This is a genomic window from Lentilactobacillus hilgardii (genome assembly GCF_009832765.1).
Taxonomy (GTDB): domain Bacteria; phylum Bacillota; class Bacilli; order Lactobacillales; family Lactobacillaceae; genus Lentilactobacillus; species Lentilactobacillus hilgardii.
This window is the reverse complement of the sequence record NZ_CP047121.1, coordinates 1,992,160-2,014,219: the sequence shown is the minus strand read 5'-3', so window position 1 is coordinate 2,014,219 and position 22,060 is coordinate 1,992,160. Positions and strand designations below refer to the sequence as shown.

23 protein-coding genes and 1 other annotated feature are annotated in these 22,060 nt (G+C 38.5%); of the genes, 19 read left to right on the top strand and 4 right to left on the bottom strand.

Features of this window, described 5'->3' with window-relative positions:
* The first annotated feature begins 107 nt into the window (after positions 1-107).
* From cysS to rplL, 13 genes are all read left to right on the top strand, one after another.
* The gene (gene cysS / locus GQR93_RS09490; protein WP_003554707.1) at positions 108-1,514 is read left to right on the top strand and encodes a cysteine--tRNA ligase; all 1,407 of its coding nucleotides are present in this window, start codon (positions 108-110) and stop codon (positions 1,512-1,514) included.
* A gap of 8 nt (positions 1,515-1,522) precedes the next feature.
* On the top strand, positions 1,523-1,933 hold the full coding sequence (locus tag GQR93_RS09485) for a Mini-ribonuclease 3 (protein ID WP_003554704.1): 411 nt from the start codon (positions 1,523-1,525) through the stop codon (positions 1,931-1,933).
* Positions 1,923-2,690, top strand: a complete 768-nt coding sequence (gene rlmB / locus GQR93_RS09480; protein ID WP_003554702.1) for a 23S rRNA (guanosine(2251)-2'-O)-methyltransferase RlmB — start codon at positions 1,923-1,925, stop codon at positions 2,688-2,690. The genes GQR93_RS09485 and rlmB overlap by 11 nt, the downstream gene beginning before the upstream one ends.
* A 15-nt stretch (positions 2,691-2,705) precedes the next feature.
* Positions 2,706-3,242 (top strand): NYN domain-containing protein, encoded by a 537-nt coding sequence (locus GQR93_RS09475; RefSeq protein ID WP_003554700.1) that lies wholly within the window; start codon positions 2,706-2,708, stop codon positions 3,240-3,242.
* Positions 3,243-3,377: 135 nt separating this feature from the next.
* Positions 3,378-3,941 carry an RNA polymerase sigma factor gene (locus GQR93_RS09470; RefSeq protein WP_003554698.1) on the top strand — a complete coding sequence of 188 codons (564 nt, stop codon included), beginning with the start codon at positions 3,378-3,380 and terminating at the stop codon, positions 3,939-3,941.
* Between the two features lie 37 nt (positions 3,942-3,978).
* The gene (rpmG, locus tag GQR93_RS09465) at positions 3,979-4,128 is read left to right on the top strand and encodes a 50S ribosomal protein L33 (protein WP_003561067.1); all 150 of its coding nucleotides are present in this window, start codon (positions 3,979-3,981) and stop codon (positions 4,126-4,128) included.
* A 25-nt stretch (positions 4,129-4,153) separates the two neighbouring features.
* Complete coding sequence (gene secE / locus GQR93_RS09460) at positions 4,154-4,330, top strand: preprotein translocase subunit SecE (protein WP_003561065.1); 177 nt, start codon at positions 4,154-4,156, stop codon at positions 4,328-4,330.
* 109 nt (positions 4,331-4,439) lie between these two features.
* Positions 4,440-4,991 carry a transcription termination/antitermination protein NusG gene (gene nusG, locus GQR93_RS09455; protein ID WP_003554692.1) on the top strand — a complete coding sequence of 184 codons (552 nt, stop codon included), beginning with the start codon at positions 4,440-4,442 and terminating at the stop codon, positions 4,989-4,991.
* 128 nt (positions 4,992-5,119) lie between these two features.
* Positions 5,120-5,893: an alpha/beta hydrolase gene (locus GQR93_RS09450; protein ID WP_225430302.1), complete on the top strand. Its 774-nt coding sequence runs from the start codon at positions 5,120-5,122 to the stop codon at positions 5,891-5,893.
* A 127-nt stretch (positions 5,894-6,020) separates the two neighbouring features.
* Entirely contained in the window at positions 6,021-6,446 is a 426-nt protein-coding gene (gene rplK, locus GQR93_RS09445; protein ID WP_003554687.1) for a 50S ribosomal protein L11, read from the top strand.
* Between the two features lie 106 nt (positions 6,447-6,552).
* Complete coding sequence (rplA, locus tag GQR93_RS09440) at positions 6,553-7,248, top strand: 50S ribosomal protein L1 (RefSeq protein ID WP_003554686.1); 696 nt, start codon at positions 6,553-6,555, stop codon at positions 7,246-7,248.
* 58 nt (positions 7,249-7,306) lie between these two features.
* Positions 7,307-7,418, top strand: a sequence feature (ribosomal protein L10 leader region).
* Positions 7,419-7,445: 27 nt separating this feature from the next.
* Entirely contained in the window at positions 7,446-7,961 is a 516-nt protein-coding gene (gene rplJ / locus GQR93_RS09435) for a 50S ribosomal protein L10 (protein ID WP_187117467.1), read from the top strand.
* A gap of 39 nt (positions 7,962-8,000) precedes the next feature.
* Positions 8,001-8,366 (top strand): 50S ribosomal protein L7/L12, encoded by a 366-nt coding sequence (rplL, locus tag GQR93_RS09430; RefSeq protein ID WP_003554682.1) that lies wholly within the window; start codon positions 8,001-8,003, stop codon positions 8,364-8,366.
* A gap of 226 nt (positions 8,367-8,592) precedes the next feature.
* Here rplL and GQR93_RS09425 read toward each other — a convergent pair whose 3' ends face one another.
* On the bottom strand, positions 8,593-9,816 hold the full coding sequence (locus tag GQR93_RS09425) for a DNA/RNA non-specific endonuclease (RefSeq protein ID WP_003554681.1): 1,224 nt from the start codon (positions 9,814-9,816) through the stop codon (positions 8,593-8,595).
* 517 nt (positions 9,817-10,333) lie between these two features.
* Between GQR93_RS09425 and mprF the strand changes: the two genes are divergently transcribed.
* Complete coding sequence (gene mprF / locus GQR93_RS09420; RefSeq protein WP_159298749.1) at positions 10,334-12,901, top strand: bifunctional lysylphosphatidylglycerol flippase/synthetase MprF; 2,568 nt, start codon at positions 10,334-10,336, stop codon at positions 12,899-12,901.
* Between the two features lie 101 nt (positions 12,902-13,002).
* Here the strand turns inward: mprF and GQR93_RS09415 are convergent, their stop codons facing one another.
* Entirely contained in the window at positions 13,003-13,398 is a 396-nt protein-coding gene (locus GQR93_RS09415; RefSeq protein ID WP_225442027.1) for a hypothetical protein, read from the bottom strand.
* 323 nt (positions 13,399-13,721) lie between these two features.
* Complete coding sequence (locus tag GQR93_RS09410; RefSeq protein WP_225442026.1) at positions 13,722-14,606, bottom strand: LysR family transcriptional regulator; 885 nt, start codon at positions 14,604-14,606, stop codon at positions 13,722-13,724.
* Between the two features lie 115 nt (positions 14,607-14,721).
* Here GQR93_RS09410 and GQR93_RS09405 point away from each other — a divergent pair, with 115 nt between their 5' ends.
* From GQR93_RS09405 to GQR93_RS09385, 5 genes are all read left to right on the top strand, one after another.
* On the top strand, positions 14,722-15,750 hold the full coding sequence (locus tag GQR93_RS09405; protein WP_035444816.1) for a YeiH family protein: 1,029 nt from the start codon (positions 14,722-14,724) through the stop codon (positions 15,748-15,750).
* 383 nt (positions 15,751-16,133) lie between these two features.
* A complete protein-coding gene (locus GQR93_RS09400) occupies positions 16,134-17,300 on the top strand; it encodes a galactokinase (protein WP_187117466.1) in 1,167 nt (388 codons plus the stop codon).
* A 26-nt stretch (positions 17,301-17,326) separates the two neighbouring features.
* The gene (gene galE, locus GQR93_RS09395) at positions 17,327-18,328 is read left to right on the top strand and encodes a UDP-glucose 4-epimerase GalE (protein WP_003554668.1); all 1,002 of its coding nucleotides are present in this window, start codon (positions 17,327-17,329) and stop codon (positions 18,326-18,328) included.
* A gap of 5 nt (positions 18,329-18,333) precedes the next feature.
* A complete protein-coding gene (locus GQR93_RS09390; RefSeq protein WP_003554666.1) occupies positions 18,334-19,800 on the top strand; it encodes a UDP-glucose--hexose-1-phosphate uridylyltransferase in 1,467 nt (488 codons plus the stop codon).
* 175 nt (positions 19,801-19,975) lie between these two features.
* Entirely contained in the window at positions 19,976-20,971 is a 996-nt protein-coding gene (locus GQR93_RS09385) for a D-2-hydroxyacid dehydrogenase (protein ID WP_003554664.1), read from the top strand.
* Between the two features lie 128 nt (positions 20,972-21,099).
* On the opposite strand, the gene nrdF is transcribed toward GQR93_RS09385, so the two are convergent.
* Positions 21,100-22,056, bottom strand: a complete 957-nt coding sequence (gene nrdF, locus GQR93_RS09380; RefSeq protein ID WP_003554662.1) for a class 1b ribonucleoside-diphosphate reductase subunit beta — start codon at positions 22,054-22,056, stop codon at positions 21,100-21,102.
* Between the last annotated feature and the right edge of the window lie 4 nt (positions 22,057-22,060).

The window sequence follows — 22,060 nt, the reverse complement described above, 5'->3', positions numbered from 1 at the left end:
AAATTCGACGAGACCTTTTATTATAGTTATTAGGCAATAGTGAAAAAATTATTGAAAACTATGCTATCATTTCTTATATAACCAATGTACAAAGAAAGGAATTAGACATGTTGCAGATTTTTAATACGCTCACTCGTAAAAAAGAAAAATTTGAACCTGTTACCCCAGGCGTTGTTAACATGTATGTCTGTGGCCCAACTGTCTACAACTATATTCATATTGGGAATGCCAGAAGCGCAATTGCGTTTGATACCATTAGAAGATACCTTGAGTATCGCGGATACAAGGTCAATTACGTTTCCAACTTTACCGATGTTGATGACAAGATGATCAATGCTGCCAGAGAAAATCATACGACCGTTGGCGCAATTGCTGAAAAATATATTAATGCTTTTATGCAGGATACAGCCGCACTTAACATTTCCAAAGATGTGACTCACCCAAGGGCAACTCAAAATATTCCCGAGATCATTGCTTTTGTGAAGAATTTGGAAGATCAGGGATATGCTTATAATGTTGATGGTAACGTTTATTTCCGTGCTCGCAAATTTCCAACATATGGGGAGCTTCCTCATATTAACGTTGATCAATTAGAAGTTGGTGCCAGTCAACACGTTGAAAAGGGCGAATTTGAACAAAAGGAAGATCCAATTGACTTTGCACTATGGAAAAAGTCAAAAGGTGACGAGATTTCCTGGGACTCTCCTTGGGGAAAGGGGCGTCCGGGGTGGCACATTGAATGCTCGGTTATGTCAATGAAGTATCTTGGTAAAACCCTTGATATTCACGGTGGTGGTGAAGATTTGATTTTCCCCCATCATGAGAATGAACGTGCTCAAAGTGAAGCCGAAACTCATCAAACTTTTGTAAAGTATTGGATGCATAATGGGTTCGTGACGATTGGTGAAGACAATGAAAAAATGAGCAAATCTTTAGGGAACTTCATTACGGTTCACGATTTATTGAAGAAAATCGATGGTCAAGTGATCCGGTTGTTAATGTCAACAACCCACTATCGTCGTCCTATTCAATATAGTGATGCGAGTGTTCAGGAGGCTAAAAGTAATCTGAAGAAGCTGCAAACAGCCTTTAACAATTCGACCTATCGTTTGCATAACGCCGAAGCGGGGAGTGATCCTAAGACTGAGCAGGAAGTTCGTCAGATTGTTGCCGATTTTATCGATGCCATGGACGATGATTTTAATGTTCAGAATGGGATTGCAGCTGTTTATGAATTGGCTAAGTTTGCAAATATGTATAGTGAACGTGATGTTGTTTTTCAAAACAGCCTGCAGTTTATTATCAATACCTTGAAACAATTAGCAGCCGTTTTTGGTATTAAACTAGAACAAAGCGAACTTAAAGATGATGAAATTTGGGCGTTAATCCATGAACGGCAACAGGCGAGAGCCAATAAAGATTTCATTCGTAGTGACGAAATTCGTGAAGAATTAAAAGCACGGGGGATTGTGCTTGAGGATACCCCTCAGGGAACCCGTTTTAGAAAGGAATAAATGGTTTTATGGCAGACAATTTTTCACAGCTTAATGGCATTGCATTAGCCTATATGGGAGATGCAGCGTATGAAGTCTTTATTCGTCGTCATTTAATTGAAGATGGCATTGCAAAGCCTACCAGGCTCCAGCATGCTGCGACCAACTATGTTTCAGCTAAAGCTCAAGCGGCATTAATTGATTTAATGACAAAAGATAAACTGTTAACGGATGATGAATGGGATTATTTTAAACGTGGTAGAAATGCGAAGAGTCACACTCATGCCAAGAACACTGACGTGATTACTTACCGAATTTCCACAGGTTTCGAGGCAGTTTTCGGCTATCTCTGTTTAAGTGATCAGAATGATCGAATGAAACAAATTGCAACTTGGTGTATCAAACAGGTAGAAAGCGGGAACTTAAAACATGAAGCATGATCAAGAAAATGAAGAATTTGTTATGGGCAGACACCCTGTTGTTGCGGCATTAAAGAGCGATAGCCCAATTAATAAGTTATTTATCCAAACCGGTATTAAAAAAGATGAAAATATTATTTCTGAAATTTTGAAATTGGCACGGAAAAAGCGACTTGTTATTTCAGAAGTACCTAAGCAAAAATTGGATCGACTTTCTGTCGGCCAAAATCATCAGGGGGTCGTTTTATCAGTAGCAGCATTTGAATATGCGACGGTCGATGATTTATTTGTTAATGCCAAGAAGCAAGAAACTGAACCTTTTTTTGTTATCTTAGATAATATTGAAGATCCGCATAATCTGGGATCTATTATTCGAACGGCAGATGCTGCCGGTGTTTCAGGAATTATTATTCCCAAACATCGTGCAGTTGGTTTAACAGCTGTTGTGGCGAAAACCTCTGCAGGCGCCATTGAGCGGGTGCCAGTGGCTCGGGTAACCAATTTGGCTGCAACAATTAAGGAACTCAAGAGTCGGGGCATGTGGGTCTTTGGAACAGATATTGAGGGTACCGATTATCGTCGATGGGATGCGAAAGGGTCGGTTGCTATTATTATTGGCAACGAGGGTAAGGGAATTTCACCATTATTAAAAAAGCAGGTTGATGAAATGCTGACCATTCCGATGGTTGGTGATATCCAAAGCTTAAATGCCAGCGTGGCCGCGAGTGTTCTAATCTATCAGGGCTTCAATTCCCGCCATCCTTTGACTATTAAATAAAGTTGGTGGAACGTAATGAAAGAGGACCTTTTAATTGTTGATGCTTATAATATGATTGGTAATTGGCCACATTTAAATAAATTAAAGCAGGCTGACAGACTAGCCGATGCACGTGATCAATTATTGGCAGAATTATCTGAATATAAAAAGTATCGTGACATCAATATGATCGTGGTTTTTGATGCGATGTATGTTCCCGGAAATTCAAAGAGTTTCCGAAAATTTGATATGGAAATTGTTTGGACCAGTAAGGATCAAACTGCCGATAGTTACATTGAGGCATTGTCTCGAAAAAAACAGAATCGTTTTACACAAGTTATTGTTGCGACAAGTGACCAGGCGGAGCAGTGGACAATTTTTGCGGCTGGCGCGCTTCGAATTCCTGCGAGGGAGCTTTTACGTGACGTTCAGCGGGCAAAGCAGGAAGTTGATATGGAAGCTCGAAAAATGACTGACAAATCTCATGCGCTTCGACAAACACCGTGGAATCCCAAGCAATTGATGGCATTAGAAAAACTTCGTGACAATCTTACTGATAAAGATAATAAATAATAATATTAACGATTTAATATTATTCAATTGGTATAGTTTATAAAGACATATATGAACTTTTGTTCGCTTGAGGCTGCTTAAATCCTTCTGTAGTGTAATTTGCGTTAATTAATACAGAAGAAGGAGAACAGTATTGTGGTTAGTGAAAAAGAGTTTAATATGATTAGATTAGTTGCCAAGGGTGATGAACAAGCGTTTTCGAGGCTTTTTCATAAGTATTATCCGATTGTTAGAAAACTTAGACGGCTTTGTTTTATTGAAGGAATGGATGCCGATGACTTGGATCAGGAAGCCAGTTTGGTTTTGATAAGAACCGCGCAACGATACAGGTGGGAGCGTAGTGTTAGCTTTGGTACTTTTTATAGTCATAATTTAAGAAATCGGATATATGATTTGATTAGAAAATACAAAGCTAAAAAAAGAGCACCACAACAACCGGTGCAGAGATTGGATGAAAACCGGGATTTTTATTCGACGACCCTTAGTGATCCTTCAGCAATCAATCCAGAACGGTTAACATTACTAAAAGAACGGCTAGCTCAGTTGTATATCAAATGTTCGCCGCTTGAAAAAGATGTACTTTATGTCATTCTTAATTTGGATACTGAAAAACGAATTGATGCGCGAACATTTATTAATGCATTCGAGAGATGTAAATATAAATATATATCACTGGATAAATTGACTGAATTGATTTAGAATGCTAGAATTACTATGCTTGTTAGGAGGTGCCACAATGGCACAAAAGAAAGTTGCTCTGGCATGTTCTGTTTGTGGATCGAGAAATTATACGATCCCCGCAAACCCTAATCGAACAAAGAGGTTAGAGCTCAATAAGTTTTGCAAGTACTGTGGTAAATACACATTACACAAAGAAACTCGTTAGACAAACGATGTAAGGGGATACGAATTTGAGACTTTGGAACTTTTGTAAAAATGTCGTTAAAGAAATGAAAGTTGTTACTTGGCCCAACGTTAAGCAAACCAGAACCGATACAACGACTGTTATCGGGACATCAATTATTATGGCTATCTTTTTAGGCCTCGTTGATTTGATTGTTCAGTGGGGACTTTCATTTCTTGCATAGCCATTTTGGCGAAATTTTGATATAGTTATGTTGTTAAAACCTGCGGAATGTGTCAGGTTTTTTTGTTTGAATTTCTTTATTTGGATTAATCGAAAAGAGGAGCTAAAAAATGGTGGAGTCAGCAGAGAAAAAATGGTATGTATTGCATACTTATTCTGGATACGAAAATAAGGTTAAAATGAACTTGGATAGTCGTAAGCAATCAATGGGGATGGCAGACTTGATTTTTCGGGTTGTTGTTCCCGAAACCGAAGAACATGAAGTTGATAAAAAGGGAAAAGATAAAGTTAAGATGGATAAAACTTTTCCCGGTTACGTGTTGGTTGAAATGATTATGACCGATCAAGCGTGGTATGTGGTACGTAACACACCTGGTGTAACAGGATTTGTTGGCTCTCACGGACAAGGTAGTAAGCCGACACCGCTTCTTCCCGATGAGGTTGATTTGGTATTGAAACGAATTGGCATGAGTTCACGACATGAAGATCTTGATGTAAACGTTGGCGACAGTGTCAAAATTGTTGATGGTGCCTTTACCGGTTTGAATGGAAAAGTTACTGAAATCGACAATGAAAAGATGCGATTAAAAGTTAATATTGAAATGTTTGGTCGAGAAACCAGTACTGAGTTGGAATTTAACCAGGTTGATACAGAAATATAGAAATTAACAATTTTAACCTGATTAATGACTAAAAGATGGTGATGGCGTTGATAAGTCCACGTTTATTGATTATTATATTTGTAATCTTTTTCGGCTTGTTTTTATTTTTAATGATTTGGAGTATCCACATGGGACGTCCATTTAACAACCGAAAAGAAAACCAGCCCTTTGTTGACAACGTGCCGACTTTGTTTATTCCCGGATACTTCGGGAATCGTTTTTCGTTCGGCTTTTTACTCAAACGGCTTGTACGAAAATATGATGCAAATAAATCGATGGTTATTATTGTTAAAAGAAATGGACGTCTCAAACTGTATGGCAATATTAAAAATCAGAGGTGTGTCATCCAGGTTTTGTTTGAAAATAAGACATCCCGACCTAAGCAACAAGCAGCGTGGCTTAACGATATTTGCCAGATGCTTGAAACTGATTATCAAATTCACCATCTTAACTTGGTTGGACACTCAATGGGTTGTATTACAATCTTTTGGTATTTAACCCACCAGCATCGAAAAGCAGCAATTATGATTGACAAAGTTGTTGCAATTGCAGGGCCGTTTAATGACTCTGAAATTGCGCGAAACACACCGATTGTTGACTCTGTTCCGTTAACCGCAACTGGCCCGATTCACAGAAGACCGATTTTTTCGGCTTTGTCTGCTAATATTTCGACGTTACCTACAACTATTAAAGTTTTAAATATCGCCGGCAGGATTAGTGATCGGCAAAAGGATGACGGTCAGGTTTCTGTTAACAGTGCTTTTTCTCTGCGCTTTTTATTAAAACGGCCGTTGGGATATTATCGTGAATTAATTATCAAGGGACGTCGTGCAAGCCATCGGTTGTTGCACGAAAATCAAATTGTTGATGAAAGTATTGTAAATTTTTTGTGGAAGCAATAATTCGTATTGTTTCCGTTACGTGTTTGTGGTATATTGTACTGGTATGTTTGCTTAGGTGAATGTACTGACGTGGGAGGAGAAATTTTGATCTCCAATTACCACACACGGACTTAAGGAGGTATGTCTCGTGGCTAAAAAAGTAGCTAACATTGTTAAATTGCAAATTCCTGCGGGCAAAGCAACACCTGCCCCTCCAGTTGGTCCTGCTTTAGGTCAAGCAGGTATCAACATTATGGGCTTCACAAAGGAATTTAATGCTCGTACTGCTGATCAAGCAGGAATGATTATTCCTGTTGTTATTACCGTGTATGAAGATCGTTCATTTGACTTCATCACAAAGACTCCACCTGCTGCTGTGTTACTCAAGAAAGCTGCTGGTGTTCAAAAGGGTTCCGGTGAACCAAACACTAACAAGGTTGCTAAGGTTACAAAAGACCAAGTTAAGCAAATTGCCGAAACAAAGATGAAAGACTTAAACGCAGCTGACGTTGAAGCAGCAATGCGAATGGTTGAAGGTACTGCACGTAGTATGGGCTTTACTGTTGAAGACTAATTTCAACAAAAGACTTATGACGAAGTAGACTAATATCGTTTAAAGCGTTGTTTGAACGTTGCGTGGGAGGTTAATCCGTTAGAACCACAAACAAGGAGGAAAACACATGGCTCGTAAAAGAGGTAAACAATATAAAGCAGCTCTTGAACAAGTAGATCCCGCTAAGGTATATCCGGTTCAAGATGCCGTTGAACTTGTAAAGAAAATTGATTATGCAAAATTCGACGCAACTGTTGAAATTGTATTTAAATTAAACGTTGATACTAAGCAAGCTGACCAACAATTGCGTGGTGCGGTTGTTCTACCTAATGGTACTGGTAAAGAACAAACTGTGATCGTATTTGCAAAGGGTGACAAGGCTAAAGATGCCGAAGCAGCCGGTGCGGATTTTGTTGGTGAAGCCGACTTAGTTGAAAAAATTCAGGGTGGCTGGCTTGACTTTGATGTTGCCATTGCAACACCTGATATGATGGCTCAAGTTGGTCGTTTAGGTCGAGTTCTTGGACCTAAAGGATTAATGCCAAACCCTAAGACTGGTACTGTAACAATGGATGTTGCAAAAGCAGTCCAAGAATCAAAAGCCGGTAAAGTAACTTATCGGACTGACCGTGACGGTAACGTTGCTGTGCCAGTTGGTAAGGTATCATTCGATAGTGAAAAGCTGATCGGCAACTTGAAGACAATTGAAGATGTTATCGTAAAGGCTCGTCCAGCTTCTGTACGTGGTACTTACGTTAAAAACGTTTCAATTTCTTCAACCTTTGGCCCTGGTGTCAAAGTTGATCTTGAATCATTTGAATAATGATTTTCGATTTAAATTAAATCCCGGATTGACGTGCAATCACATTATGTGATATGCTGTTAAATGCTGATATATGCCTAAGACTCAGGTGGCAAATGCCTTAATATCCTGCCGAGGAAACGAATCTTTTTCCTATGTCTAGGTTGGCATAGGGATTTTTTATTAAATCCCATAAAAATTTTTGGGAGGTGAAACTCGTGAGTGAACAAACTGTTGCAGTTAAAGCAAAAAAGGTTGAAGAGGCCACTGAAAGTATCAAGGCTGCTTCATCAATTGTTGTTGTTGACTATCGTGGTTTAACTGTTGCTGAAGTGACGGATTTGCGTAAGCAATTGCGTGACGAAGGCGTAAAGATGCAAGTTATTAAGAACAAGGTTTTAGTACGTGCTGCTGAGAAAGCTGGTTTGGATGATTTGAAAGATACATTTGCTGGTCCTACAGCTGTTGTATTTTCATCAGAAGATCCAGTTGCAGGTCCTAAGATCGTTCATAACTTTGCTAAGAGTAACGATGCTCTTGAACTCAAGGGTGGCGTTATTGATGGTAAAGTTGCAACTCTTGACGAAATCAATGCTTATGCTGCATTGCCAAGTCGTGAAGAATTGTTGTCAACTCTTGCTAATATTCTTCAAGCACCTGTACGAAACTTTGCATATGGTGTTAAAGCTATTGCTGACAAGAAACAAGAAGATGGCGACGGAGACGCTGCTTAATAATTAAAAATAATTCCAATTAAACTGGAGGAAAATATAATGGCTTTCGATAAAGACAATATTATTGATCAATTAAAAGATGCTTCAATTAGCGACCTTAACGACTTAGTTAAGTCAATTGAAGATGAATTTGGTGTTTCTGCAGCTGCTCCTGTAGCCGCTGCTGGTGCTGCTGGTGGCGAAGCTGCCACAAAAGATTCATACGATGTTGAATTAACTGAATCTGGTGACCAAAAGGTTAAAGCAATTAAGGCTGTCCGTGAAATCACTGGTCTTGGTTTGAAGGATGCTAAGGGTCTTGTTGACAAGGTACCTTCAACTATCAAGGAAGGCGTTTCAGAAGACGAAGCTAACAAGATCAAGGAAACTCTTGAGGCTGTTGGTGGCGTTGTAACTCTTAAGTAAGAGAGTTAGAATCGGCTTAAATTAGAAAATAAAAAGCGCATTGTATCAGTAATTTAGTACTGATACAATGCGCTTTTTGAATTAGCTTGAAGGTAACGTTGTTCTTTAGTTAATTGAAGCCAGTATAAAGCGATGAAATGCCCAAATATATAATATAACACGCAGAATATAAATTCTCCGCACACCGCAAATAAGAATGAAATGATAAAGGCTTGCCTAATAATATTTAAGGGCGTGCGTATTGATTTCCACGGGCAGCTCGGGTTGCACCATTAGCAGTGGCTTGAGTCTCACTTACATATTGATAATTAGTTGGGTTGGTAACTCGAGAATAATATTTTTGACTGTCAGATACAAAGACCATACCGGCTGCAGCAACCGTCCACTGGCCCTCCTTAGTCGTTTTGTTAGTGGCTTGACTTGTTGCACCTGTGGTCGTTTGACTATTTGTGGTTTGGCGTTTTGAAGTGCGAGCCGAATTTCCATGATAATCGCCATTCGAATGAGATGAGTGATTCTTTTTTGTGCGCGAGTTGGGGCTGGTAATTGGTTTAGCATTGCTACTACCGTCATTGTAATTGATCTTAATACCTTCCACAGAATTGATAACAACAATTTCGGTATTGAGGACATCATCCGAGGACTTTATGTTTACAATGGATCCGCGAGGGATATTTTCATTTCCCTTGTAGACCGGAGTGGTTTCATAGTCAATTGTGTTTTTAGTCCCGGGATAATTGTTCCAGTAATTTTCGGCTGTTTCCTCCGCATATCTCATGCCACCGCTTTGATCAGCACCAACATTTTGAGGTCGGGTTCCCGTAGTAAAATTATATTCAGACGTATAGGATTTACTGCCGAGTAAACTATCAGCGATTGAATGGCTACGGTTGTATAGATAACCATGATAAGTGCGTCCAGTAAGGCTATAATTGATTGCAACTTTTGGATTGCTCGAAGGCCAAGCTGGAGGAGCTAGTGGTTCACCTTGTCGAGAGCCTTTGGATGATTGATACTCGGCATATGTTAATACTGCTCTGGCAGTGGCAGAACGTCCTTGATTGTCGTTAGTAAAACGGTAATCGCCAGCCTTTAAATGACTAAAACCGGTAATGTGTGCCTTGCCGTTCACCCAATAATAGTTACTGGTTGGACCGGCAGATTCTTTATCTGTAGCCGTTACTAATTTTTGAGAAATTGCGCTAAGATGTTGCGTATTGGAGCTGGTTGAATTTGATTCAGCTTGTTTATGGCTTGAATCTGAGTTGTCAGACTCTTTACTGATTGCTGTTACTTTGGATGAGTGATCTTTAGAGGAGCGATTTCCTTGGCCATTTCCGCAGGCTGAAAGTAATCCACCCGTTAATAATATAGTGACAAAAATAATTATGTACTTTGGGATAAAAGTGTATCCCTTTTTATTATTTTGATGCAAAATGATATCCCCCAAATATTAAGCCCTGTCAAAGGCGTTTTCAGCTTTTATAGTCTTCCGTATCTGGACAATTGGTTTAGTTTAAGCCCCCCCTTGTAGGCTTTGATCGTCCCTTCTAGCGACAATTACCGTGAACGCGTTGAAAACACGATTAATTAATAATATTATCTTGTTAATAATTATATCAATATATAAAAGAAAATAACAATTCTTTATGATACTTGTTTGGTAGATGATCAACAGCAAAAGCGTTGGCTGAAAAAGAATCGATGAGAAACGTAGGCGAAATTGCACTTTTGCCGACTAAATAACTGTTACTTGTTGAAAGTAAATGTTACTTTGAGTATTAACAAATAATGTCAGAGATGGTGGAGATGATTCAGGCATCGAATGATGTTTAATTCTAAAATTTAATATTGTGAGGATTTATTAACCAACTAATAAGCTTGCTATAAATTCGGGCATGATTCCTTGTTATCCATGTCATTAATTGGCATAATAAAACAAGATATCTATATTTGGGGTGAGTTAATTGGCAAAGTTAAAAGCCTTTCTTGATAAACGGATGACAATTATCAAATTGATATTTGTGTTTTCCGTTTTAATTTTCGTTGTTCGACAATTGGCAAAAATCGTTCGGCAAATTAATGGTGAAGAGTTTAAACAAATTTTAGCAAATCAGTCAGATCTATCGCTTTTGCTAATGCTGGTAATTGGTTTTGTTTCGATATTGCCAATGCTGATTTATGATTTTTCGATTGTAAGATTTTTACCAACCAAGTTTTCTCCATGGTACATTGTTAAAAGTGGTTGGGTCGTCAATACCTTTACCAATCTGCTGGGGTTTGGCGGTTTACTTGGTGCAAGTCTTCGAGCTCATTTTTATGGTAAAGGGGCATCTCGTAAGCAAATTCTTTATGCAATTTCAAAGGTTGCTTTATTTTTAATTTCAGGTCTATCGCTTTTGTGTTTTGTGGCCTTAATCATGATTTTTGGATTTGGCATTGGTCAAACCTTCTCTCATTACTGGATATGGCTTTTGGGTGGCGCAATTTATTTCCCTGCTGTTTTTGTTTTCACCAAACTGAACCAATCCGATTTTTTTCATGATCTTTCGACCAAGCAGGAATTGGTTATGGCAACCGGATCATTATTAGAGTGGTCAAGTGCTTTGGGGTTCTTTGTCCTAGTTGGTTACTTGATGGGGCTACCCATCGATTTTGCAGCAGTAGTTCCTATTTTTGTGGTCGCCAATGTTGCCGGAGTTGTTTCGATGATTCCTGGGGGGCTTGGTTCATTTGATATCTTTATTATCATCGGTCTTGGATTTATTGGTGTTGGTCGGAGTGATGCTTTGGTCTGGATCCTGCTTTATCGGACATTTTATTATTTAGTGCCTTTTGTGGTCGGATCAGCGCTCTTTGTACATGATACTGGGAATAAGATTAATACCTTCCTAGATAATCTGCCCCAAATCTTAATTCGACGATTTGCACAAATCCTACTGACAATCTTTATGTATTTCTCAGGAATAATGATGCTCTTATTTGCGACTGTGCCCAATGTTGTGATTGTTAATCGGCTTTATATTCGACTATTTCCGTACTCAATTTTCTTTGTCAGCCATATTATGAACATTATTGTGGCATTTTTATTGATCGGTTTAGCAAGTGGCGTATGGGCACGGACAAAACGTGCTTTTTGGCCAACTGTGATTGTGTTAATTATTTCGGTCTTAAATACATGGTTTAATGAAGCGTTCACTTGGCGGATGGTCACGTTATTTCCTCTTATTCTGGTTCTTCTTTGGTTATCAAGAAAGGTTCTTTACCGAGATCGAATGGCCAATTCATGGGGTGTTTTGCTTTTTAACGGATCATTGTTTGTTATTACCTTTATCGGTTACACGTTGGTTGGAATTGCAGCAAATCCACATACGCCGTTGCATTTTGACAAGGCGTATCTTTTTCCATCGCAAGCAGCTTGGTTGGTTGGCTTTGTTGGCTTGGTCATTGCTTTGTTGGTACTATTTGCTGTTAATCGGTATTTGTCCGCTGATCGGCCGTCGTGGCTGTACGAACCATTTGATGCTGAACGTGTTCGAAATGTTATTAATAAGTTTGGTGGAAATGAAAATAGTCATCTTGCCTTTCTTCGTGATAAACAATTATATTTTTATCAGGAGGATGGTCAGGATCAGGTTTTCTTTATGTTTCGGAAAACAGCGGATAAGATTTTGATCATGGGAGAACCTGTTGGAAACAAAGGTAAAATGGTGACCGCTATTGACCACTTTATGGCGGAAGCTGATAAACAGGATTATAAGCTGCTATTTTATGAAATTAATCAAGATTTAACGATGCGGCTTCACGAAAGCGGATTTGATTTTATTAAAACTGGTGAGGATGGATTGGTTAATTTAAACGAATTTACGCTTAGTGGTAAGCGTCATCGGGGCGAACGTGCCTTAATGAATAAATTTAATCGTGAGGGGTACCAGTTCGAGCTTTTACAGCCACCATTCGATCAGGGACTAATTGGTAAATTAAAAGTAATATCTGATGAATGGCTCGATAATCGACCTGAAAAGGGCTTCTCACTTGGCTTTTTTGATGAGACGTACTTAAATGAGTCACCAATTGCAGTCATGAGGGATCCAAACGGCGAAATTGTTGCGTTTGCAAATCTTATGCCGGATGGTAATCATGAAATCACGTCAATTGATTTGATGAGGTCTTCGTCTAAAGCACCATCCGGTATTATGGATGGCATTTTGGTCAATTTATATCATTATGCCCATGAGGAAGGGTATCAATACTTTGATTTGGGAATGTCACCTCTTTCAAATGTTGGGACATCTCGCTTTAGTTTTACTCAGGAGAGAATCGTCCATTTAATCTATGAATACGGATATCATCTATATAGTTTTGAAGGATTGAGATCGTATAAAAACAAGTATGTTGATGAATGGAAGCCTAAGTATATTGCTTATTACCGTGGAAATTCACTTGCATTTTCGGTCCTTCAAATTCTGCCAGTGGTTAACAAGCCACAAAAACGGACCCGAATAGGGCTGTTTAAATGGCTGGTTGCCGATTAACTGTTGGAGATTCTTTAGGCAACTGTTATCTTGAATTTGTTATGATCCCAAGCAAAAAGACAGTTAGTGCATTGAAACTTGCACTAACTGTTTTTTGCTTGTTAATGATTAAATTGAACTTGAATGCTCTCATTCGGTTTGGTAAATGCGTAAAAAATGCGGTGACCGTGATGATTGATCAAAGATAGCTTTTTACCCTTAATTTGTGGTGCAGTCTGATCCTTTTTTAAGACACCGTAAACGAAATTATTAATGTGTTTCTGGTTTACGTTATTTTCCAATTGGAATGGCTTATTAAAATCATGATTTGTGATTTGATTGATATGATAGCCCTTTGTGGAATATCCTCCAAAGACTCTTTGCCGAAATTGAACAATCAAATTGTCATTTTTTGTAAATCCCAAGACAATTTGATCACCGTGGCTATCTGCTGATAATGCGACAACGCTTTTTTTATCAATGATTCGACCACTTTGATCTTTTGCGATTTGATTCATAATTATTTGAGGATCCCTGTAGTGGAGGAGCAGATAAGCCGATATAGACAGGCTCAATATTAAAAATATTAAAATAATTGACGGAAGTTTCCAGTGAACGGAATTGTAGGTGGCTGAACGTTGCAAGAAAATGCTCCTCTCAAACTGAGTTGTCCTCAAACTAATTTTGTTATCTATCATGCATTATAAAAAATAGTTATGACTTTTTTGTGAATGATATGTGAACAGAATGTGACTATGTTCATGACTAATGGAGTTAAAGGAGACGGTCGGTCAAAGATTCAGGGACAAAATGAGTTGAATGATTTTTAGTCCTGCCTTTGTTATTTCGCTAAAATAGTTTTAATATCATCTGCTAATTGATGATACTGAGTTTCATAATAGCTTTGTTTTTGAAAGACCATACTAAGCGTTCGCGTAATATCAAAACTGGTTAAAGGGAGCTGAACTAATTGGTGGGTTGAAAGCTTTTCGGTGAGTAATGATCGATACATAAAGCTAATTCCCATATTTGTTTGCAGCAGGCTGATAATCGTTGACATGTCACCTATCGTAATGATTTTAGAAAAATCCGAGACCGAATGATTCACCATTGCCAACCAGTCTTCCAGAATTGATCGTGTCCCTGATCCAACCTCTCGAAGTAAAAGTGGAAATTTTAAACACGCTTTTAAATCGATTCTTTTTTGATTAGCCAGTGGGTTTTGAGGATTACATACAGCAATAAAATCATCTTTAAAAATTGGAATAGAGTCATAATCTGAAAGTTTGAAGTTACCTTCAACTAGTCCAAATTCGATTTGACCATTATCAATTTGCGTTAGAATTTGATCGGTATTGGCAACTAGGCAGTCAATATTGGTAAACTTCGGTGCAATATGTTTAATGAAATTTGGTTCTACGATAGTGTTAAAAGATAAGGTAGCACCAAATTTAAGTGATCGTTTATCATTAGGGCTTTGTAGATGTTGCAAAAGCTGATGACTTTTAATCCTGACACTTTCTATATACTTTGCTAATTCCCTACCGGCAGAAGTAATAATCAGATTTGGTCGTTCATAGCGAACTAATTCAATTTGAAGATCCTTTTGCAAACTTGCTATTTGTTGAGTAACTGCCGGTTGAGTGATGTATAATTTTTGGGCCGTTTTTGTATAGGATACAGTTTTTGCTAAAGTTAAAAATGTTTCATATCGTCTGTCAAGCACAATAAAATCGCCACCATAATAAGAATTATTTATATTGTTATTATACATTATAATTTTATATAATCGTTGATTTCTGGTAATATTTTACGAGTAAATCATGTTTGGAGGTAAACGAATGAAAAATTATGGTGTGTTAAGGACCAAAGGCTTCTTTATTGCGTTAGTTCTGACACTCATCTGTGCATTAATGGGGAATTTCTTAGGGAGTCAGCCTTATCTCAGCTTAATTGGCGCGTTGGTTATTTCATTGATATTAGGAATGGTATTTCAAGTTTTTAAGCGACCGATTGAAACGTCAAAAGAGGGAATCGGGTTTATTTCCAATAAATTTCTACGCTTAGGAATTATTTTACTGGGCTTCAAATTGAATTTGATTGATTTAGCCTCAGCCGGGGTGAAGACAATCCTTTTAGCAGTGGTGGTCGTGACCGGAACTGTCTCGATGACCTATTTTATTGCAAGAAAATTTGGTGTGGAAAAAGAATTAGCCATTTTATCTGCAAGTGGAACAGGGATTTGTGGTGCCGCTGCCGTGATGGGGATTTCCCCTCAAATCAAAGTTGCTGAAAGTCAGCAGGCAAGGCAACGTGAGAACGAAGTACTCGCCGTTGCCGTTGTTGCCATTTTAGGAACGGTATTTACTTTGGTTGAAATAGGAATTAAACCACTGCTTCATTTAACACCAACTCAATTTGGCGTTATGACCGGTGCTTCGCTACATGAAATTGCCCATGCAGTGGCGGCGGGAAGTTCAGGCGGACCAATTAGCTTGGATACTGCAATTATTACTAAATTATCCAGGGTATTGATGCTGGCTCCTGCTGCTCTAATAATAGGTGGTTGGTATCAGAAAACCAGTCCGCTAATTGCTGGTCAAGAAAAAAGGCATTTACCAATTCCTTGGTTTATGGCGGGATTTATTATTGCAAGTGTGATAGGAACATTTTTACCAATTGGTTCGGCAACGTTAGCCCTTTTGGTTAAAGCTGCCTATCTGTTCTTGGGAATGGCGATGGCTGCTCTTGGAATGAGTGTTAATTTCCGTGTGATTTTCCAACGAGGAAAAAATGTGTTTTTTGCAGCATTTATATCGTCAGTAATTCTATTGATGTTTACAATTGTTGTAAGCAAAACATTCTTTTAAAATAAATGATTTCAATATGGCTAAATTGGTGCATGAAGAGTGGCTGATTTAGCCATTTTTATTTGGCCTTTTTTCTTTTTTTGGAAACAAAAAATTGATATGATGGCCGACATATTTCTCAAAAAAGATGGCTTCTTTTGAGAAATTTACTGGACTTTACCAATTGAAGAATATTTGAAAGGGCAAAAAAATTAAGCGCTTCCAACATCTTGTGAAATTAGCATTGGATAGTGCAATAAATACTGATACGTCAGGTATATTGTTGATAATATTATTGAGCAATCTCTAACGTTGTATTAAAGACGCAGTTGACAACGCTATCAAAATGAGGTATTTTGTATTTGAGTAAAATTTACTAAAATAATTGTAAAGGGATGAAATTCATGCTTTCTTCTGATGTAAAAAAAGTATTTAATGATAAGTTCGGTTACGATTCCAGCCGGGTATTCTTCTCACCTGGTCGAATCAATTTGATTGGTGAGTACACTGATTTTAATGGCGGTCACGTTTTTCCCTGTGCAATCAGCATGGGCATTTATGGCGCGTACGGTGCACGTAAAGATAATAAAGTTCGAGTATTTTCTGCAAACGTTGCTGATCAAGGAATTATTGAATTTTCGTTAGATGATTTAGCTTACAGTAAAGCCGATGGGTGGGCAAGCTATCCTAAAGGAATGATTGCGCAGATCATTGGCCATGGTCACAAGCTTAATCATGGATTTGACCTTGCAGTTAATGGTAATTTACCAGACGCTGCCGGTCTGTCCTCCTCAGCTTGTATTGAACTACTGACCGCTGAAATTGTGAATGATGTTTATGAATTCAATATTGATGAAGTAGAACTTGTTAAATATGGTCAATTAGTTGAAAACAGCTATCTTGGTCTTCAAACTGGGATTATGGATCAGTTTGCAATTGGAATGGGTAAAACTAATCAAGCAATCTTATTGGATACTAATACCTTGGATTACGAATATGTTCCCGTTGAAATGGGCGACAGAGTGGTCGTTATCATGAATACGAAGAAACACCGTGAATTGCAGGACTCCAAGTATAATGAGCGTCGTGCGCAATGCGAAGAAGCATTAAAAAGGCTGCAGGCCAAATTACCGATTAAGACGCTTGGTGATTTAAGTGAATCGGAATTTGATGAAAATAGTTATTTAATTAACGATGATATTTTAATTCGTCGTGCGCGTCACGCTGTTTTTGAAAATCAACGAACATTAAAAGCTAAAGATGCATTGGTTAATAATAATCTGGAAGAATTTGGTAAATTAATCAACGCCTCCCATATTTCACTACACTATGATTTTGAAGTAACGGGTAAAGAGTTGGATACATTGGCAGAAACTGCTTGGAAGCAACCAGGGGTTGTCGGCGCACGTATGACCGGCGCCGGATTTGGTGGTTGTGCTATTGCAATTGTTGACCGCGATAAGGTTGATGCATTTAAAGAGAATGTTGGCAAAGTTTACGAACAAGAAATCGGTCATCCGGCAGAGTTCTATATTGCTGAGATTTCTGATGGTCCAAAAGAGATTAAGTAGTTAATTGAGAAAGAGAGGATATTAAGATGGCAATTTTAGTATTAGGTGGCGCCGGCTACATCGGCTCACATACTGTTGACCGGTTAGTTGAAAAAGGGTACGACGTAGCAGTTGTTGATAATTTGGTAACCGGCCACCGTGCCGCAGTTAACCCCAAAGCACGTTTTTATGAAGGCGATGTTCGGGATAAGACCTTTTTGAGTGGGGTTTTTGATAAGGAAGATATTGAAGGTGTTATTCATTTTGCCGCATTTTCAGTTGTTCCTGAATCAATGGAAAAGCCGTTGAAGTATTTTGATAATAATACCTATGGCATGATTAGCTTATTAGAAGTGATGCATGAGCATAACGTTAAGAAGATTGTTTTCTCATCAACCGCTGCTACTTATGGCGAACCAAAACAAATTCCCATTAAGGAAACCGATCCTCAAGTACCAACCAATCCATATGGTGAAAGTAAACTTGCTATGGAGAAGATTATGCACTGGAGTGATGTTGCTTACGGTATTAAGTTTGTCGCTCTTCGATACTTTAATGTAGCTGGCGCTAAGCCGGATGGCTCAATTGGTGAAGACCATCATCCTGAAACCCACTTAGTTCCTATTATTCTTCAAGTTGCAGCTGGTGAGCGCGATCAATTAACTATTTTTGGCGACGACTATGATACTAAAGATGGGACAAATGTTCGTGATTACGTTCATGTCGTTGATTTGGCAGATGCTCATATTCTGGCTTTGAAGTATCTTCAAGCCGGACGTGACAGTGATGCCTTTAATTTGGGATCCTCAACCGGATTTTCTAATAAAGAAATGCTTGAAGCTGCCCGAGATGTTACAGGGAAGCCAATCCCTGCCAAAATGGGACCACGTCGTGCAGGAGACCCAAGCACGTTAATTGCAGCAAGCGACAAAGCTAGAAAAGTTTTAGGCTGGGATCCTCAATTTGATGATGTTCATGAAATTATCAAGACAGCTTGGAATTGGAAAGAAACCCATCCAAAGGGTTATGACGATAGGAAAGGAAATTAGGGAGAATGAGTGAATCAGCAGTTGAACAATTTGTCGATTTAATTATTAAATCAGATTCGCCGTACAAAGATGTTGACCGAATTTATGTCACCAACTTAGTATTTCGGTTAATTGGGGATGGTTTTGGTGATACTACTAAAAATAGTTCACCGGTTGATTTGGCCAATGAATTGGTTCAACTTGCCATCAAGCACGGAAAAATCCAAGATTCGATTACAAATCGTGAAATTCTTGAAGACCAGTTGATGGACTTATTGACCCCGATTCCCTCTAAAGTAAACGAGATCTTTTGGAATGATTACCAACAGTCACCCGATAAGGCAACTGATTACTTCTATCAACTTAGTCAAAATAACGATTATATTAAAACACGAGCAATCGCTAAAAACATTTCTTATAAGGCTGAAACGGATTATGGTGATTTAGAAATTACCATTAACCTGTCAAAACCGGAAAAGGATCCTAAAGCAATTGCGGCAGCGGGAAAGAAAAAGGCGACAGGGTATCCTGTTGGTCCTTTAGCCATTGAGAATGAAGGCTATTTAGGTCGTTTGGGTTATGCTGCAAGAAGCAATCACCGAGTTATTAGAATGATGATCGGTGGTCAGCCGTGGGGGTTTCAGTACTCTCCGTATGCTTATTTCGGTGAACATGCCATTTTTCTGAATCAAAAGCATGTTCCGATGAAAATTAATCAGCAGACTTTCATCAATTTAATGGATATTATTAAGCAATTTCCACACTATTTTGTTGGAAGTAATGCGGATTTACCAATTGTGGGTGGTTCATTACTTGCACAAGACCATTATCAGGGAGGTCGGCACAATTTTCCAATGATGAAAGCTGGGCTAGATCGACCGATTGACTTGGGGATTGATGGTTTGAAGGCAGGTATCGTGAAGTGGCCGATGGCAACCATTCGTCTGCAAAGTGAAGATGCAAATAAGGTGGTTGTAGCAGCTGCGAAAATTGCCGATACATGGAAGGCGTATTCTGATGAGACGGTAAATATTCGTGCTTATACTGATGGCGTTCGTCATCATACGGTCACACCAATTGCGTATAAAAAGGGTGATCAATTTACGTTGGACGTTGTCCTTCGAGATAATCAAACTTCAGACCAGTATCCGGACGGGATTTTCCATCCTCACAAAGATGTTCAACACATTAAGAAAGAAAATATTGGCTTAATTGAAGTGATGGGGCGAGCTATTTTACCTGCACGACTCAAAACCGAAATGAAAGAAGTCCAAAACTATTTGATTGGTCATGATAATCAAATGGCTGATTACCATAAGTCGTGGGCTGATGAGCTGAAAACGCGTTATGATTTTACTCCAGAGAACGTCGAGAAAATTGTCGATAAGGAAATCGGCTTGGTATTTGCCAGAGTACTTGAAGACGCCGGCGTTTATAAGTGGAACGATGAGGGTCAACATGCATTTGATCACTTCATTCAAAAATTGAAATAATTATCTATATGATTTAATTAGAAAAGAATGTTGCCGGGCTTGATGTTGGTCTGGCAGCTTTCTTTTTGGTATAGTAAACTTAAAGTGGCATGTAAACTGGTGATCCCGTAAGACTTAATTAACATTGACGATCATCTGAATTTAACGCTGGCATGCAGACTCAGGAGGCTTTCTTGTGAGATTTATAGTTTATAATGTTCGGGACGATGAAATCCCGTTTGTTGAAAAATGGGGAAAAGATCATCAGGTTGACGTTACATCAACGACAACGACGTTAAATACAGAAACGATTAGTGAAGCGCAGGGATTTGACGGTATTTCCTGTCTACAAACGATTCCTTATTCAAGGGAATTGTTCGACTCTTTTCATCAACTTGGGATTAAGTATTTGGCGTTGAGAAATGTCGGAATTGATAACATTGATATGCAGGCTGCTAAAGATAATGGGGTTTTAATTACCAATGTTCCTGCCTATAGCCCGGAAAGTATTGCCGAGTTTGCGGTTATGATGGCCCTTTATCTCTCTAGGAAAGTTGGTTATATGCAACAACAATTGCAAGACAAGCATGAATTTCACTTTTCATCAGAATTTATGGGGCGTCTAATCAGTGAACAAACTGTTGGCGTTATTGGAACGGGTCGAATTGGTCGCCATGCTATTCAACTGTTTCGGGGATTAGGTGCCAAAGTCATTGCTTATGACAAGTATCCTTTAAAATCAACAAATGGCGAATTTGAGTATGTCGATCATTTAGAAGATATATTTGGACAAAGTGACATTATTAGTTTGCATATGCCGGCTACGCAAGATAATTTTCATTTATTTAATCATGAAGTTTTCGAAGCAATGAAGGATAATGCTATTTTAATTAATACTGCCCGAGGGTCAATTGTAAATACAGGCGATCTTATTTTTGCTTTGGAAAGTGGTGAAATTGCAGCGGCTGGAGTTGATACTTTAGAAAATGAATCGGCCGACTTACAAGATTCGCGCTCTACGAAGAAGATTACTGATTCTGATTTAATTAAGCTGTCAATGATGCCAAATGTCATTTTGACACCACATTCGGCCTTTCACACAACTGAATCGGTTAAAAATATGGTGACCATTTCATTAAACAATTTAAAGGTAATGTTTACGGGTGGAAGACCCAAAGATATTGTTGGCTGATTTTTTAAAATAATGATTGGGTAAGCGAGACAAGTGATAAATAGCAAGACAAAAAGAGGAATCCCTTGAGATTCCTCTTTTTGTCTTGCTATTCTTTTAAAATAATTGACTATCCATCAATATGCAGGTTAAATGTCGTAATCACTATCGGACATAGATTCAACATTACCCAATAAGTACCCGTTTCCAACCTGTGAGAAGAAATCATGGTTGGCTGTTGAAGTCGAAATACCGTTCATGACAACCGGGTTGACGTCTTCTGCAGTGTCTGGGAAAAGGGGATCTTGACCCAGGTTCATCAAGGCTTTGTTAGCGTTATAACGAATAAATACCAGTACGTCATCGGTCCAACCGGTTTGATCATATAATAGGTGTGTATACTTTTCTTCGTTTGCATAAAGCTTATAAAGTAAATCATAAAGCCAATTTTTTAAATCTTCCTGTTTTGTTTTTGGCAATTGGTTAAAACCTATTTGAAATTTGTAGCCGATATAGGTTCCGTGGACAGATTCGTCTCTGAGAATCAGCTTGATGATTTCCGCGACATTTGGGATTTTGTTATGGCCAAGATACCAAAGTGGGGTATAGAAACCTGAATAAAAGAGAAAAGTTTCCAAAAAGACACTGGCTATTTTTTTCTTTAATGGATCCGGGTTATTTTCGTAAATATCACGAATCTTAAGGGCCTTGTTTTGAAGAAATTCTTCTGTATCACTCCAATCAAAAATCTCATCGATTTGTTCGGGTGTGTTTAGCGTTGAGAAGATTGATGAATAACTTTTGGCATGAACAGATTCCATGAATTGAATGTTATTCAGTACCGCTGTTTCATGTGGTGTTTGAACGTCTTTTCGCAGTGAGGCCATCCCTTCTTGTGATTGTAAAGTATCTAATAAAGTTAGGCCACCGAAGACATGACCAACCACCCATTGATGGTCTTGGTCCAGTGTACGCCAATCAGACAAATCGTTTGAAAGAGGAATTCGGGTATCCAGCCAGAATTGTTCGGTTAATTTTTCCCAGGTTGCTTTATCGATCTGATCATCGATTGCATTCCAATTGATTGCTTTATAGTTTTCAGTCATTATT

Coding starts and splice junctions, on each gene's coding strand:
- cysS (WP_003554707.1), top strand. CDS start 108: ATGTTGCAGATTTTTAATACGCTCACTCGTAAAAAAGAAAAATTTGAA.
- GQR93_RS09485 (WP_003554704.1), top strand. CDS start 1,523: ATGGCAGACAATTTTTCACAGCTTAATGGCATTGCATTAGCCTATATG.
- rlmB (WP_003554702.1), top strand. CDS start 1,923: ATGAAGCATGATCAAGAAAATGAAGAATTTGTTATGGGCAGACACCCT.
- GQR93_RS09475 (WP_003554700.1), top strand. CDS start 2,706: ATGAAAGAGGACCTTTTAATTGTTGATGCTTATAATATGATTGGTAAT.
- rpmG (WP_003561067.1), top strand. CDS start 3,979: ATGGCACAAAAGAAAGTTGCTCTGGCATGTTCTGTTTGTGGATCGAGA.
- nusG (WP_003554692.1), top strand. CDS start 4,440: ATGGTGGAGTCAGCAGAGAAAAAATGGTATGTATTGCATACTTATTCT.
- GQR93_RS09450 (WP_225430302.1), top strand. CDS start 5,120: ATGGGACGTCCATTTAACAACCGAAAAGAAAACCAGCCCTTTGTTGAC.
- rplA (WP_003554686.1), top strand. CDS start 6,553: ATGGCTCGTAAAAGAGGTAAACAATATAAAGCAGCTCTTGAACAAGTA.
- rplL (WP_003554682.1), top strand. CDS start 8,001: ATGGCTTTCGATAAAGACAATATTATTGATCAATTAAAAGATGCTTCA.
- GQR93_RS09415 (WP_225442027.1), bottom strand. CDS start 13,398: ATGAATCAAATCGCAAAAGATCAAAGTGGTCGAATCATTGATAAAAAA.
- GQR93_RS09405 (WP_035444816.1), top strand. CDS start 14,722: ATGAAAAATTATGGTGTGTTAAGGACCAAAGGCTTCTTTATTGCGTTA.
- GQR93_RS09400 (WP_187117466.1), top strand. CDS start 16,134: ATGCTTTCTTCTGATGTAAAAAAAGTATTTAATGATAAGTTCGGTTAC.
- galE (WP_003554668.1), top strand. CDS start 17,327: ATGGCAATTTTAGTATTAGGTGGCGCCGGCTACATCGGCTCACATACT.
- GQR93_RS09390 (WP_003554666.1), top strand. CDS start 18,334: ATGAGTGAATCAGCAGTTGAACAATTTGTCGATTTAATTATTAAATCA.
- nrdF (WP_003554662.1), bottom strand. CDS start 22,056: ATGACTGAAAACTATAAAGCAATCAATTGGAATGCAATCGATGATCAG.